Genomic DNA, 13,789 nt, shown 5'->3' with positions numbered 1-13,789 from the left:
GGGTTCTGGTATAGGAATCCGGGTCCTCTCCTTCGCGCCGGCGTGCCATGCCTTCTTTCAAACTGCCGTCCCTGACGCTGCGTGGGCGGCTGCTGCTGTACATGACCCTGGTGTCGTGCGTGCCGCTCCTGGCGCTGACCGGCCTGCAGGACCGGCTGATGCACCAGCAGACGGAGGCGCAGCTGCAGGCCTCGCTGCGCATGGAGGCGGAAGGGTTCAAGGACCTGCTGGAGTCCACCCTGGCGGAGCGCGAGGCGAGCGCGCACAGCTGGGCGGAGGACCCGGTCCTGCGGCAGGCGCTGCGCACGAAGGACGCCTCGGACAGCGACGCGATGCTGGCGCTCCTCCAGCGGCGCTACCTCACCCTCAACGGCATCGTCCTCTTCAGCGACGACGGCGTGGCGGTCTCCGCCAGCAAGCCCGCGCTGCGCGAGGCGTACGCGGGGGGCGCGGCGGCCGTGCGTCAGGCGGCGTGGTTCCGTCAGGCGCAGGCCGGCGCCACCACCGCCGAGGGCGTGGAGGTGGAGGACCCCATCTACGGCGTGCACGTGCTGCCCCTGGCGGTACCGGTGATGGACGAGCGCGGCCAGCGGCTGGGCGTGCTGTTGGCGGCGTTCGACTGGGGCCAGGTGGGGGAGCTGGTGAAGCCCGCGCTCGTCCGGGCCCAGCACCGCGGCCATCACACCTTCTCCCTGGAGTTGCAGCGCGCGGATGGCCGGACGCTGTTCGACACGCGCAAGGGCGAGCACGACGACACGGGCCGCGTGGCCGTGGCCGCGGTGAACGGCTCGGAGGTGCGTGACGTGGGGGACGGGTGGAAGTTCCTGGCCCAGCTGGAGCCGGACGAGGCGTACGCGCCCCTCAACGAGATGCGCCGGCTGGTGCTGGGGCTGGCCGCCCTCTTCGTGGCGGGGGGTGGGCCTGGGCTCGTGGATGCTGGCGCGCGGCATCACCCGGCCGCTGCGCGCGCTCAGCGACGTGGTCCGCCGCGTGGTGAAGGAAGGCGACCTCACGCAGGTGATGGAGGTCAAGGCGGGGCGGGACGAGGTGGGGGAGCTCACCCAGGCCTTCGGGCAGATGATGAAGAACCTGCGCGAGACGGCCACCAGCCTCCAGGAGGGCACCCACGTCCTCAGCGAGACGGTGGCGGAGCTGAACCTCGCCTCCGAGGTCCAGGAGCGCAACGTGGCCCGGCAGGCCGCCGCGCTCCAGGAGACGCAGGTGACGGCGCAGGAGATCAAGCAGACGTCGCTCCTGGCCGCGGAGAAGGCGGAGACGGTGCTGGGCGTGGCGGCGCGCGCGGAGGAGGTGGGCCGCGCGGGCGAGATCGCCATCCGCGACAGCCTGGATGGCTTCCAGGGCCTGCACGAGCAGTCCGGTGAGATGGCCATGCGCATCGTGCAGCTCAACGAGCGCACGCAGCAGATTGGCGGCATCACCCAGACGGTGAAGGACCTGGCGGATCAGTCCAACATGCTCGCGCTCAACGCGGCCATCGAGGCGGTGCGCTCCGGTGAGCACGGCAAGGGCTTCAGCGTGGTGGCGCGGGAGATCCGCAACCTGGCGGATCAGTCCATCCAGGCCACGGAGAAGGTGCGCGACATCCTGGGGGACCTGGGCCACGCCATCATCTCCACCGCGAAGATGACCGAGCAGAGCCACTCCAGCGTCGCGGAGGGCCTGGAGCAGGTGCGCACCAGCGGCGAGCACCTGAAGGAGCTGGCCACCATCGTCCAGGACAACGCCGCGGCGGCGCGGCAGATCGCCGGGGCGGTGAACCAGCAGAACGCGGGCATCGCTCAAATCTTCAGCGCGGTGACGGACCTGTCCTCCATGATGACGGAGACGCAGACCAGCCTGAAGTCCACCACCGGCGCCGCGAAGCGGCTGCAGGAAGTCGCGGGCCAGATGGAAGGCGTCGCGCGGTCCTACCGCATCTGAACCCCGGAGCCCCCTGTGTCCGCCGTCCCCGCCGTGAAGGCCGTGCTGCTGGACCTGGGCAACGTTCTGGTGTTCCACGACAACGCGCTGCTCTTCGCGAGGCTGGCGGCGCGGGCGGGGCTGGATCCGCAAGAGGCCGCGAGGCGGCTCACCGGCGCGGGGTGGACGGCGGCGAACCGGGGCCTGCTGGACGCGGAGGGCATCCGTCAGGACGTCTGCGGCGCGCTGGGCGTGGACCTGCCCATGGCGGAGTTCGCGCCCCTGTGGAGCAGCCACTTCACGGTGCACGACGCGGTGCTGCCGCGCGTGGAGGGGCTCGTCGGGCGGGTGAAGTTGGTGTTGGTGTCCAACACCAACGCGCTGCACGTGGCGTATCTGAAGCCGCTGCTGCCCGTGCTCCAGCGCTTCGACGCCCTGGTGATGAGCTGCGAGGTGGGGCACGTGAAGCCGGAGCCGGCCATCTACCGGCTCGCGCTGGAGAAGGCAGGCTGCGCGCCCCAGGAGGCCGTCTTCTTCGACGACCTGCCTGAGTTCGTGGACGCGGCCCGGGCGCTGGGGCTGCGCGGGTACGTCTTCACGGACGCGCCCACGTTCGACACGCAGCTCAAGTCGCTGGGGCTGTGAGCTACCGGTAGCGCGCGAGCGGCGGCTCGCCCTGGGCGGCCTCCGTCCACTTGATCATCGCGGGCAGGCCCAGCACGGCGTCGCGGTACGGGACGTTCTCCGGACGGAACGGGACGCCGTAGGTGACGAAGCGGGTGATGACGGGCGCGTAGAACGCGTCCGCGATGCTGAAGGCGCCGAAGAGGAAGGGCCCGCCCTTGCCGTAGCGCTCGCGGCAGCCCGCCCACAGCCCCTGGATGCGGGCGATGTCCGCGTGCACGCCCGGCGCGTCCACCCCCGGCACCGTCTTGCGCGCGCTGATGTCCATGGGGAGGTTCGTGCGCAGCGCCGTGAAGCCCGAGTGCATCTCCGACGTCACCGAGCGCGCCATCGCACGCGTCGCGCGGTCCTCGGGCCACAGCTTCGCGTCCGGGAAGGCCTCCGCCAGGTACTCGCAGATGGACAGCGAATCCCACACCACGGTGTCGCCGTGCTTGAGCACCGGCACCCGGCCGCTGGGCGAGTGCATGGCGATGAGCGCCGCCGTCTCCGGCGTGTCCAGCGGTACCAGCACCTCGCGGAACGGCTGGCCGGTGTGGGCCAGGGCCAGGTAGGGGCGCAGCGACCACGAGGAGAAGTTCTTGGAACCAACGACCAGGGTGAGCTCGGACATGGCGCGGCACCTTACCGCCGCGCGCCCGGCCGTCAGCCTCAACCGTCCGCGGGCGCCCGCTTACGGCCCAGCAGTGAACGCACGCGCGACAGCAGCGCACGCTCGTTCCGGGCCTCCGCCGGCGAGTCGATGCGGAACACCGCCACCGGCAGCCGGATGTTCTTCAATTCGTTGCGGCCCAGCCGCACGGGCGGCGCCTTCAGCCGGCCCTCCAGCTGCGCGGCCAGCGTCTCGCTGACGTAGACGGTGCCCGGACGCGCCAGGGACTCGATGCGGGCCGCCAGGTTGACGCCCTCGCCGAACACGTCGCCGTCGCGGTGCACCACCATGCCCAGGTGCGCGCCGGCGCGGACGGACATGCGCTGTTCGGTGGGCACAGCGCGGTTGCGCGCGTCCACGGCGGCACGCCACTCCAGCGCGAACGCGACCGCGGGCAGGCCCGACTCGAACTCCAGGAGGAAGCCGCCCTCCTCCATCCGCTTCACCTCGCGGCCGCCGTGTCGCGCGAGCAGCCCGCGCACCAGCTGACCGTGCTCCTCGTGCAGCGCTTGTTGTAGGGACTCATCTCGCCAGCGTTGACCTGCGGGGGCCTCCATGTCCGTGAACATGATGGCCGACATCGTCCGGGGCTCCGGAGCCTCCACCACCATCGTGCATCCTCCCTCCCCCCGGCGTGAGACGACCGTGATGCTACCGCACGACAGGCGCCAGCTCCCAACCCCCCCGGGAAGGCGCCTGGACGGCGACGTTCCGGGGAACGCAACCGTGCGAAGACAGAGGCGGACTCGCGTCCGTCCCATCACGGTAATGCGTTCCTGACGCGACGCACCAAGCACCCGGGAGGTTCTGGGTCGCGGTTGTCTGGCACCCGACGCGTCGCGGTGGGAGACGTCCAGTGCGCGTCAGGTGATGGGTGCGCGCCCCGTCCGCGGCGGCCACGGAGGGCCCGCGGGCCATGATCCACTCAGACGAGAAGGTCCGGCAGATGGCGCGCTCGCTGCTGCCATCGAAGAACCGGGAGGCGTCGCGCGAGGCGCGTGCGCATATCCACCGCGCGGCCCGCCAGGAGGTCCGCATGGAGCTGGCGATGTGGCTCCAGTCCGGCGACGTGGAGGCGGACGTGCCGTCCCTGGCGCCGTGGGAGCGGGTGGAGATCCGCAAGCAGGTGTACTGGCGGCGCGCGGGCGACAAGGTGAACCCGTTCATCCGCTGGGCCACCGCGCGCACGCGACACCTGCCTCGCGAGGACCGCCGGGGCCATGCGCGCGGCCTGCTGCCCCAGGGCGTCATCGGCGAGCACGCGATGAGCCACCTGGAGCGCACGCCCGCATTCGAGGATCCCACCGAAGCCGCGTGGCGCGATCGCCACTGGCTGCGCCAGCGCCAGCAACGCAAGGGAGCGCTGCTGGACCGGGGAGAGCAGGCTCAGCTCTTGCGCGCGCTCCTCCAGGAGCCCGATGGCCAGCGCACCTTCAACCGCTTCCTGCGCGAGCGCTACACGTGGACGCGGACGTTGAACGGCCAGGCCTCCGCGAACCGCAAGCTCAAGGAACTGCCATCCCACCGCCCGCTGCTCGGCGTGCATGACGTGAACCCCTTCCTGGACTCGCTCCAGCCGAACGCCTGGGGCTCGTACTTCAACACCTGGGGCACGCTGACGCCGCCGATGCACTGGGTGCGCCTGTTCCTCCAGCGCTTCAAGGCGCACCGGCGTCACATCCCGTCCGTGCGCGCCGCGCTGGAGGCGGAAGGACTGCTGGAGCGCGATCCTTCGGTGGTCCACGCCGGTAGGGCCGCGGCGGCCCGGGCGCGCAAGCCCCCGGGACGGTGAGCCTTCCCGAACCTGTCCGACTGTCGGACAGGTTTGGACCACCGCCCTGGAGGGCCTCTACCCACCCGGGCCGCGGAGACCTGTCCGACTGTCGGACAGGTCTGGACCGCATCGGGCAGGAGGGCGTCCGGCCCGGAGGCTCAGCGGGCCGGAGCTGCGGACGCCGCCTGCGCGCCCTTCAGCTCGTTGACCACGCGGGTGGCGCCGTAGACGTGCTCCAGCGCGGCGAGGATGCCGTCGCCGTGCACCGCCACCGCGCGGTTCGTCTCCGGCACGTAGAGGTAACGGCCACCCAGCGACGGCAGGTTGCCGTCGAAGATGAGCCCCACCACCTGCCCGTCGCGGTTCACCACCGGCGAGCCGGAGTTGCCGCCGATGATGTCGTTGGTCGTCGCCATGTCCAGCGGCGTCGCGTCCGGCACCTTGCCCTTCGCCTTCACCCACGGCGCCGGCAGCTTGAAGGGCTCCTTGCCCGTGTCGCGCCCGTACGCGCCGCCGAACGTGGTCAGCGCGGGCACCGCCTTGCCGTTGTCGTCCCAGCCCTTCACCTGCCCGTAGTTGAGCCGCAGCGTGAAGGTCGCGTCCGGCGCGCCCGCGGTGCCGTTCACCAGGAGGTACGCCTTCGCCAGCCGCTCGCCGTTGCGCTTGAGCACCGCCTCCACCGTGTCCTCGTAGCGCTTGCGCGACGCGCGCGTCTCCGCGTCCACCTTGCGCGCCAGGACGATCATCGGATCCTTCGACGCGTCCACCGCCGCCTTGCCGCCGTCCAGCAGCGCCTGGCGCACCTTCACGTCGCCCAGCTTCGAGCCGCGCACCAGCGCCTTCGCCAGGTCCGCCGGGGCCTCCTTCTCCAGCACCAGCCGCACGAACGGATCATCCGCGCCCAGCGTCTCACGCAGCTTGTTGAACCCGAACGTCAGCGTCAGCGACTCCAGCTCCGCCGGGATGGGCGCCTCACGCAACAGCCGCTGCTTCAGCGCCGGGAGCTGGCCGTCGGTGTACTCGCGCAGGCGCTCCCCGTTGGGCTTGGGCAGTTCATCCGCCGCGCGCACCAGCGCCTGGGCGTAGGAGAACAGGTCGGAGCGGAACGCGTCCCCCGCGCCCTTCATCCGGTAGTCGTTCATCATCCGGCGCCACGCATCCAGCGCCTGCGCCGTCTCCTCCCACATGCCCTGCGTCAGGGCCTTCGCCTGGGGGTTCGCGTCGATGCGCTTGCGCAGCTCCGCCTCCTCCTGCCGCTTGCGCGCGAGGACCGCCGGATCCGCCAGCGTCTCCTGCCGGCCCTTCAGCGCCTTGAGCCCGTTCTCCACGCCGCGCAGGCTGGAGCGCGCCACGCGGTAGCGCTCCGGCGACGCGCTGGTGAACTCGCGCAGCGCGCCGCGCATCTCCGCCAGCTGGAGCAGCGTCTGGGGCAGCGCCACGTCGCGCTGGAACTCCAGCTCCGCCACCGTGCTCTTGCGCTCCGTGCCGCCCGGGTGGCCGGAGACGAAGACGAGGTCGCCCTCCTTCGCGCCCTCCTTCGCCCACGGCAGGTAGTCCGGGCTCTTCGCCGGCGCATCGTTCTGCCACACGCGCACGAAGGACACGTCGTAGCCGTAGCGCGGGAAGTTGAAGTTGTCCGCGTCACCGCCGAAGGCGGCCATGGAGAACTCCGGCGCGAACACGAGCCGCACGTCCTGGAAGCGGCGGTACTTGTAGAGCTGGTACTTGCCGCCGTTGTAGAGCGTCACCACGTCGCAGCGCACGTCCGCGCCGGTGGTGCACGCCCCCTCCACCGCGGCCATCTCCTTCTTGAGCGCGGTGTTGAAGGCCGCGCCGGAGAGGCCCTTCGTCGCCGTGTTCATCCGCTCGGTGACGTCCGTCATCTCCACCAGCTGGTTGGCTTCAATCTTGGGACAGCGTCGCTCCTCCTTCGCCGTCTTCGCCTGGAAGCCCTTCGCCAGGAGGTCGTCCTTCGCGGTCGTCAGCTCCTCGATGCAGCTGCGCACGCAGTGGTGGTTCGTCATCACCAGGCCGTCCGGCGACACGAAGCTCGCGGAGCAGCCACCTGCGAGCCGCACGGAGCCCAGGCGCACCTTGTCCAGCCAGGCCTGGGAGGGCTCGAAGCCGTAGGCCTTCTTCACCTGGGCGGCGGGAAAGGCGTCGTAGGTCCACATGCCCTCTTCCGCCGCGGCGGGGAGGGACGACAGCAGGCCAAGCGCGAGCAGTCTGCGGTACACGGGGAGTCTTCCTTCGTGGGGAGGGGAAACGGGCAGCCGGTTTTGTCAATGCGGCCGGGCGCGCGTCAACCGCTTGAGACGCCGGGTATTCCAAGCCCATCCCGGGAGCGTGGGCTATGCTCGCGGGCCCATGTCCGTGAAGCACCACGTCTACCTCGTCCCCGGCTTCTTCGGGTTCACCAACCTGGGCGAGCTCCTCTACTTCGGCCACGCGTATGAGTTCCTGAAGCAGGACCTCGCCCGCCGGGGAATCGACGCGGAGGTGGTGACGGTCGTCTCCCATCCCACCGCCTCCATCCGCCAGCGCACCGCGGACCTGCTCAAGGCCGTGAGCGAGACGGCCTCCGGGGACGACGGCCCCATCCACCTGGTGGGCCACTCCACCGGCGGACTGGATGCCCGGCTGTTCGTCTCCCCCGGCGCGCAGGTGTCGGAGGCCCTGGAATTGGAGCCCTTCGCGCGCCGCGTGCGCACGGTGGTGACGGTGTCCGCGCCCCACGCGGGCACGCCGCTGGCCACGTTCTTCCTGGGCCTCTTCGGCCAGCAGCTCCTGAAGCTCCTGTCGCTGTTCACCATGTACGTGCTGCGCTTCGGCCGGCTGCCCCTGAGCGTGGTGTTCCGCTTCGGGCACCTGATGGCGCGGGCGGATGATCAGCTGGGGTGGAAGGCGACGCTGCTGGATCAGCTCTTCGACCAGTTGCTGGGAGACTTCTCCAGCGAGCGGCGCGACGCGGTGACGAAGTTCCTGTGGGACGTGGGCCGTGACACGTCGCTCATCCCCCAGCTCACGCCGGAGGGCATCGACCTGTTCAACGGCGGCACACATGACCGGCCCGGCGTGCGCTACGGCTCCGTGGTGACGCAGGCCCGGCCCCCTTCCCTGCGCACGCGCCTGGCGGCGGGACTGGACCCGTACGCGCAGCTCACGCACACCATCTACGCATTCGTGTACGGCCAGACGCAGCGGATGCCGCTCACGCAGCTGCCCCTGCACACGCCCGCGCAGACGGCGGCGCTGGTGCAGGCCTACGGCGCCATGCCCGGCCCCACCGCGTGTGACGGCATCGTGCCCACGCGCTCGCAGGTGTACGGCCGCGTGCTGGCGGCGGTGCGCGCGGACCACCTGGATGCCATTGGCCACTTCGACCAGCCGGCGCACCAGCCCCCGCACGTGGACTGGCTCATCTCCGGCTCCGGCTTCCGCCGCCCCCAGTTCGAGGCGATGTGGAAGACCATTGGCGACTTCCTCATGGAAGAGGAACCGCCGCGGTAGCCCGCTTCACCACCCCTGGAGCCGCCCCTGAAGACCCTTCGCCTGTGGTCCGCCTGCCTCGCGCTCACCGCCTGCGCCAGCACGAACACGGCGTCGCGAACATCCCCGGCCGAGTCCGGCGTGAAGCTCTACGCCATCAACTGCGGCCGCGTGGAGCTCGGCGACTCCGGCCCGATGGCGGACGACGGTTCGCTGAAGGGCGTCGCCAGCGAGTCCGTCGTCCCGTGCTACCTGATCCGCCATCCCAAGGGCGACCTGCTCTGGGACAGCGGCCTCTCCGAGAGCATCGCGGACCTGCCGGACGGCCTGCGTCCGCAAGGCCAGCCCGTGCACTTCGAGGTGAAGAAGAAGCTCACAGCGTCGCTCGGTGAGCTGGGGCTCTCCCCCGCTGACATCGAGTTCGTGTCGTTCTCCCACCTGCACTTCGACCACGCGGGCAACGCCAACCTGTTCGCGGGCTCGACGTGGATCGTGGACGCGGAAGAACGCGACGCGGCCTTCTCCGAGCAGGCAGTCCAGCGCGGGGAGGTCCCCCACTACAGCGCCCTGGAGCAGGCGAAGACCGTCCGCATTGAAGGCGACGGCGCCTACGACGTGTTCGGCGACGGCAGCGTCACCATCCACCAGGCCCCCGGGCACACGCCCGGCCACACCGTGCTGCTGGTGAGGACGGCGAAGTCAGGCGCCGTCCTGCTGACCGGCGACCTGTGGCCGCTGCGTGAGTCGCGCGAGCGGCAACTGGTGCCCGTCTACAACTTCAACCGCGAGCAGACGCTGGCCTCCATGAAGCGCGTGGAGGCGCTGGCGAAGGACTCCCACGCCCGCGTCATCCGCGAGCACGTGCCCGAGGACTTCACCGCGCTGCCCGCGTTCCCCACGCCGCTGGAGTAGGCCCTACCCGCGCTTGAAGACGGCCAGGAAGCGTGACTCCGCGACGCACTGGCCGTCGGTGCCCAGGAGGCGCACCGGAATCCACGCCTCCGCCTTGTCGCCCGTCGCGCGCAATTCCGACGCGATCTTCGCGAGCAGCTCCTCCGGGGGCTCGCACACCGCGCTCACCGCCGTCTTCGCCTTCGCGTGGAAGGCGACCTCCATGCGGTTGACCAGCATCTTGTATTGGCCAGGCGGGAAGCGGCGGAAGAGCATCACGCCCATCGTCAATTCCATCACCGTCACCTGGGCGCCCAGGTACACGCTGCCTACGTGGTTCTTCGTCTTGCGGTCCAGCGGCACCGTGGCCTTCACGCGCGCGTCCGTCACCTCGTCCACGCGGTAGCCCATGGCCGCCGCCAGGGGGACGATGTTCTTCACCGCGAGCGTCGTCAGCGCGTTCGCCACGCCCGGCGACACCTGCCGCACCTTCTCCACCAGCTCCAACGCGAACATCCGGTCCTCCACCCTTCCCGTCTGACTTCCGGCGCGCATCCTATCCACCCGCCGCTTCCGGCGTAGAGTCCGCGGCCCTATGGACGCAAGCGTGGACGTGGTCGTCATCGGCGCGGGCGTCGCGGGACTCACCGCGGCCCGGGACATCGCTCGCACCGGCGCCACCGTCGCCGTGCTGGAGGCGCGGGACCGCGTGGGAGGCCGCACCCTCACGCGCGACGTGGGCGGCGGCCTCGTGGACCTGGGCGGCCAGTGGGTGGGCCCCCGGCAGCGCCACGTGCTCCGGCTCGCGGACGCCCTGGGCCTCCAGCGCTTCCCCCAGCACCACCAGGGCACCAAGGTGCTGGAGGTGCGCGGCGAGCGCCGCACCTACAAAGGCAAGGTCCCGTCCCTGCCCCTCCTGTCGCTGCTGGATTTGCAGCGCATCGTCTGGAAGCTGGATGGCCTGGCGAAGCGCATCCCCCGCGAGCAGCCCGCCGCCGCGCCGAAGGCCGCCGAGTGGGACGCCCTCACCGTGGAGGAGTGGAAGCAGCGCCACGTGCCCACCTGGGGCGCCCGCGCCGCGCTGGACATCGCCACGCGCGCGGTGTTCGCGGCGGAGCCCTCTGAATTGTCCTTCCTGCACTTCCTCTCCTACGTGCACTCCAACGGCGGCCTCATGCCGCTGACCGAGATTGAAGGCGGCGCCCAGGCGGAGCGCTTCGTGGACGGCGCGCAATCCCTCTCACAGCGGTTGGCGGAGGCGCTGCCCCCGGAGCGCGTCATCCTCTCCGCGCCCGTGAAGGCCCTGCTCCAGGATGCTCGCGGCGTCACCGCCACCACGGAGGACGGCCGCACCTTCCGCGCGCGCTACGCGGTGGTGGCCACGCCGCCCGCGCTCGCGGAGCGCATCGACTTCGGCGCGGACCTCCCCGCCGGCCGCCGCCGCGCGCACGCGGACATCCCCATGGGCAGCGTCATCAAGGTCGTCGCGACGTACGCCACTCCCTTCTGGCGTGAAGCGGGCCTGTCCGGCGAGGCCGTGAGCGACGTGGGCCCGGTGCGACTGTGCTTCGACGACTGCGGCCCGCACGGGCACCACCCCGCCCTCGTGGGCTTCTTCCTGGGCGACACCGCCCGCGCGTGGACCGGCCGTCCCGCCGTGGACCTGCATCGCGCCGCGCTGGCGGACTTCGCGCGCTTCTTCGGCCCCCAGGCCCTCACGCCCGTGGCCATCGCGGCGCTGGACTGGAAGCAGGAGCCATTCAGCACCGGCTGCTACGTGGGCCTGCCCCGCCCCGGCACGCTCACCGCCATTGGCGACGCGCTCCGGGCCCCCTTCGGCCGCGTGCACTGGGCGGGCACCGAGACGGCCATCGAGGGGTGCGGCTACCTGGACGGCGCCGTGGAGTCGGGCGAGCGTGCCGCCACGGAGGTCGCCGCCCGGCTGACCACCCCCGACGCGGGCTGAGCGTTCGGAATCGCCCGGCCGCCCGCCCTTCGGGCCAGCCGTGCGGCCAGGCGGCACATGCCGCGCCGTGGCCAGGGGCCCCGTGCATCCCCACCCTCTGGGAAGCGCCGAGACGTCATGCCGACGGCCTGCCGCGCGCAACCCACCCACGAGGGATCCGGACCATGTACACGACCAGCCACGTGAACCTTCCCCAGGACGCGCGCGAAGAGCTCATCGACATGCTCAACACGCTGCTTGCCAACGCCATCGACCTGCACTGGCAGGTGAAGCAGGCGCACTGGAACATCCGGGGCACGCACTTCTACAGCCGCCACCTGCTCTTCGACGAAGTGGCCAAGCATGCGCGCAAGCATGCGGACTCCTACGCCGAGCGCGCGGGCGCGCTGGGCGGCTACGCCCAGGGCACCATCCGCCTGGCCACCAACAACAGCCAGCTGCCCGAGTACGACCTGCAGGCCGTGGACGGCGAGGCCCACATCCGCGCGCTCGTCGAGCGCGTGGGCCGCTACGCCGCCAGCCTCCGCGACGGCATCACCAAGTCCGATGACGCGAGCGACCCCGTCACCGCGGACATCCTCACCCAGACCCTGGGCGAGACGGAGGAGGACCTCTGGTTCCTGGAGAGCCACCTCAACGGCGACGCGCGCGCGGGGATGACCCTGCCCACCAAGGGCGGCAACCGCCGGGGCCGCCCCGCCGAGGACATCAGTCAGGTCACCACCTGACGTAAGGCCTGTCGTGTTCCCTCCTCCCCGGGCAGGTTCTCCTGCGCGGGGAAGGCTGGGAGCGTATAGAACGCGTCCCCGGATTCCAGGAGGACGCGTCCCATGGCGTCAGAGCTTCCCGAAGACCGTCTCGACGGCAAGGTGTGCCTCATCACCGGGGCCACCGGTGGCATCGGCCAGGAGACGGCGAAGGCGCTGGCGCGGCGGGGAGCCACGCTGGTGCTCTCCGGCAGGGATGCGGCCCGCACGGCGGCCACGGTCGCCGCGGTGCGAGAGGCCGCCCCCGGGGCCCAGGTCGAATCGCTGCTCGCGGACCTGTCCTCCCTCCAGTCCGTGCGCGACCTGGCCCAGGCGTTCAAGGCCCGCCACTCGCGGCTGGACGTGCTCCTCAACAACGCGGGCCTCATCATCGACCGGCGCCAGGTGACGGTGGACGGCTACGAGGCCACGTTCGCCACGAACCACCTGTCCCACTTCCTCCTCACGCACCTCCTGCGCGACCTGCTGGTGGCGAGCGGACCGGCGCGCATCATCAACGTGTCCTCCGAAGGGCACCGCCTGGCGCGCGCGGACTTCCTGGATGATCCGCAGACGGAGCACCGCCGCTACGAGGGCATCCGCGTCTATGGCAACGCCAAGCTCTCCAACATCCTCTTCTCGCGGGGTCTGACGAAGCGGCTGGCCGGCACGCAGGTGACGGCGAACGCGCTGCACCCCGGCGCGGTGGCCACGGGCTTCGGCCACAACAGCCAGGGCCTCTTCAAGCACCTCATCAAGCTGGCCTCGCCCTTCATGCTCTCGCCGGAGAAGGGCGCGAGGACGTCCATCTACCTGGCGTCGTCGCCGGAGGTGGCGGGCGTCAGCGGCGAGTACTTCATCAAATGCCGCAAGGCGAAGCCGTCGTCCGCCGCCCGGGATGACGCGCTCGCGGAGCGGCTCTGGCAGGTGAGCGAACAGCTCACGGGAGTGAAGGCATGATCGACCTGTACACGTTCAAGACCCCCAACGGCCGCAAGATCTCCATCGCCCTGGAGGAGCTGGGCATCCCGTACAAGACGCACGCGGTGGACATCACCAAGGGTGACCAGTTCAAGCCCGAGTTCCTGGCCATCAACCCCAACAACAAGATTCCCGCCATCGTGGACCACGACGCGCCGGGAGGCCGTCCCCTGGCCCTCTTCGAGTCCGGCGCCATCCTGCTGTACCTCGCGGAGAAGACGGGCTCGCTGCTGCCCACGGATCCGCGCGGCAAGGCGGAGGTGACGCAGTGGCTGATGTTCCAGATGGGCGGCCTGGGGCCCATGCTCGGGCAGCTCAACCACTTCGGGCGCTTCGCGACCACGAAGGTCCCCTACGCCATCGACCGCTTCGAGACGGAGGCGAAGCGCCTCCTGGGCGTGGTGGACCGGCAGCTGGCGTCGCGGGACTACCTGGCCACCACGTACTCCATCGCGGACATCGCCACGTACCCGTGGCTGAAGACCTCGCGGGACTTCTTCCCGGACCTCTTCAACGACACGCACAACATCACCCAGTACCTGCACCGCGTGGGCAGCCGTCCCGCGGTCCAGCGGGGCATGCAGATCCCCTGACGGTTGTTCATCCAGACCATGGCCTCGCTCGAACAGCTCGTCTTCGAAAACACCTACGCCCGCCTGCCCCCCGGGTTCGCCGCCCGGGTGGCC

At 70.8% G+C, this 13,789-nt stretch carries 12 protein-coding genes and 1 pseudogene; 9 read left to right on the top strand and 4 right to left on the bottom strand.

What is annotated here, in order from left to right; genetic code table 11:
- Positions 1-47 precede the first annotated feature (47 nt).
- Together D7W79_RS46205 and D7W79_RS13705 are read left to right on the top strand one after the other, a co-directional pair.
- Positions 48-1,941: pseudogene (locus D7W79_RS46205) on the top strand (methyl-accepting chemotaxis protein).
- Positions 1,942-1,956: 15 nt separating this feature from the next.
- Positions 1,957-2,565, top strand: coding sequence for an HAD family hydrolase (locus D7W79_RS13705; protein ID WP_120525823.1), 609 nt, complete (start codon positions 1,957-1,959; stop codon positions 2,563-2,565).
- Position 2,566: 1 nt separating this feature from the next.
- On the opposite strand, the gene D7W79_RS13700 is transcribed toward D7W79_RS13705, so the two are convergent.
- The gene (locus tag D7W79_RS13700; RefSeq protein ID WP_120525822.1) at positions 2,567-3,217 is read right to left on the bottom strand and encodes a glutathione S-transferase family protein; all 651 of its coding nucleotides are present in this window, start codon (positions 3,215-3,217) and stop codon (positions 2,567-2,569) included.
- Between the two features lie 38 nt (positions 3,218-3,255).
- Positions 3,256-3,867 (bottom strand): adenylate/guanylate cyclase domain-containing protein, encoded by a 612-nt coding sequence (locus tag D7W79_RS13695; protein WP_120525821.1) that lies wholly within the window; start codon positions 3,865-3,867, stop codon positions 3,256-3,258.
- A 305-nt stretch (positions 3,868-4,172) separates the two neighbouring features.
- Here D7W79_RS13695 and D7W79_RS13690 point away from each other — a divergent pair, with 305 nt between their 5' ends.
- Positions 4,173-5,048, top strand: coding sequence for a hypothetical protein (locus D7W79_RS13690; RefSeq protein ID WP_147441916.1), 876 nt, complete (start codon positions 4,173-4,175; stop codon positions 5,046-5,048).
- Between the two features lie 140 nt (positions 5,049-5,188).
- Here D7W79_RS13690 and D7W79_RS13685 read toward each other — a convergent pair whose 3' ends face one another.
- Positions 5,189-7,267 carry a S46 family peptidase gene (locus D7W79_RS13685; protein WP_120525819.1) on the bottom strand — a complete coding sequence of 693 codons (2,079 nt, stop codon included), beginning with the start codon at positions 7,265-7,267 and terminating at the stop codon, positions 5,189-5,191.
- A gap of 130 nt (positions 7,268-7,397) precedes the next feature.
- Here D7W79_RS13685 and D7W79_RS13680 point away from each other — a divergent pair, with 130 nt between their 5' ends.
- Both D7W79_RS13680 and D7W79_RS13675 read left to right on the top strand, forming a co-directional pair.
- Positions 7,398-8,540, top strand: a complete 1,143-nt coding sequence (locus tag D7W79_RS13680; protein ID WP_120525818.1) for an esterase/lipase family protein — start codon at positions 7,398-7,400, stop codon at positions 8,538-8,540.
- Positions 8,541-8,660: 120 nt separating this feature from the next.
- On the top strand, positions 8,661-9,431 hold the full coding sequence (locus D7W79_RS13675) for an N-acyl homoserine lactonase family protein (protein ID WP_244221758.1): 771 nt from the start codon (positions 8,661-8,663) through the stop codon (positions 9,429-9,431).
- A gap of 3 nt (positions 9,432-9,434) precedes the next feature.
- On the opposite strand, the gene D7W79_RS13670 is transcribed toward D7W79_RS13675, so the two are convergent.
- Positions 9,435-9,926: a DUF4442 domain-containing protein gene (locus tag D7W79_RS13670; RefSeq protein ID WP_120525816.1), complete on the bottom strand. Its 492-nt coding sequence runs from the start codon at positions 9,924-9,926 to the stop codon at positions 9,435-9,437.
- Between the two features lie 79 nt (positions 9,927-10,005).
- Here D7W79_RS13670 and D7W79_RS13665 point away from each other — a divergent pair, with 79 nt between their 5' ends.
- From D7W79_RS13665 to D7W79_RS13650, 4 genes are all read left to right on the top strand, one after another.
- Complete coding sequence (locus D7W79_RS13665) at positions 10,006-11,376, top strand: flavin monoamine oxidase family protein (RefSeq protein ID WP_120525815.1); 1,371 nt, start codon at positions 10,006-10,008, stop codon at positions 11,374-11,376.
- Between the two features lie 164 nt (positions 11,377-11,540).
- The gene (gene dps, locus D7W79_RS13660) at positions 11,541-12,104 is read left to right on the top strand and encodes a DNA starvation/stationary phase protection protein Dps (RefSeq protein ID WP_120525814.1); all 564 of its coding nucleotides are present in this window, start codon (positions 11,541-11,543) and stop codon (positions 12,102-12,104) included.
- Positions 12,105-12,206: 102 nt separating this feature from the next.
- Positions 12,207-13,082: an SDR family oxidoreductase gene (locus D7W79_RS13655; RefSeq protein WP_120525813.1), complete on the top strand. Its 876-nt coding sequence runs from the start codon at positions 12,207-12,209 to the stop codon at positions 13,080-13,082.
- The gene (locus D7W79_RS13650) at positions 13,079-13,696 is read left to right on the top strand and encodes a glutathione S-transferase N-terminal domain-containing protein (protein WP_120525812.1); all 618 of its coding nucleotides are present in this window, start codon (positions 13,079-13,081) and stop codon (positions 13,694-13,696) included. The genes D7W79_RS13655 and D7W79_RS13650 overlap by 4 nt, the downstream gene beginning before the upstream one ends.
- The last annotated feature ends 93 nt before the right edge of the window (positions 13,697-13,789 follow it).

Source organism: Corallococcus exercitus (genome assembly GCF_003611585.1).
GTDB classification, from domain to species: domain Bacteria; phylum Myxococcota; class Myxococcia; order Myxococcales; family Myxococcaceae; genus Corallococcus; species Corallococcus exercitus.
This window is presented reverse-complemented; position numbering and strand designations above follow the sequence as displayed.

Bases quoted from the DNA above. Each gene is read 5' to 3' on its own strand.
- D7W79_RS13700 (WP_120525822.1), bottom strand. From the start codon at position 3,217: ATGTCCGAGCTCACCCTGGTCGTTGGTTCCAAGAACTTCTCCTCGTGG.
- D7W79_RS13695 (WP_120525821.1), bottom strand. From the start codon at position 3,867: ATGGTGGTGGAGGCTCCGGAGCCCCGGACGATGTCGGCCATCATGTTC.
- D7W79_RS13690 (WP_147441916.1), top strand. From the start codon at position 4,173: ATGATCCACTCAGACGAGAAGGTCCGGCAGATGGCGCGCTCGCTGCTG.
- D7W79_RS13680 (WP_120525818.1), top strand. From the start codon at position 7,398: ATGTCCGTGAAGCACCACGTCTACCTCGTCCCCGGCTTCTTCGGGTTC.
- D7W79_RS13670 (WP_120525816.1), bottom strand. From the start codon at position 9,926: ATGTTCGCGTTGGAGCTGGTGGAGAAGGTGCGGCAGGTGTCGCCGGGC.
- D7W79_RS13665 (WP_120525815.1), top strand. From the start codon at position 10,006: ATGGACGCAAGCGTGGACGTGGTCGTCATCGGCGCGGGCGTCGCGGGA.
- dps (WP_120525814.1), top strand. From the start codon at position 11,541: ATGTACACGACCAGCCACGTGAACCTTCCCCAGGACGCGCGCGAAGAG.
- D7W79_RS13655 (WP_120525813.1), top strand. From the start codon at position 12,207: ATGGCGTCAGAGCTTCCCGAAGACCGTCTCGACGGCAAGGTGTGCCTC.
- D7W79_RS13650 (WP_120525812.1), top strand. From the start codon at position 13,079: ATGATCGACCTGTACACGTTCAAGACCCCCAACGGCCGCAAGATCTCC.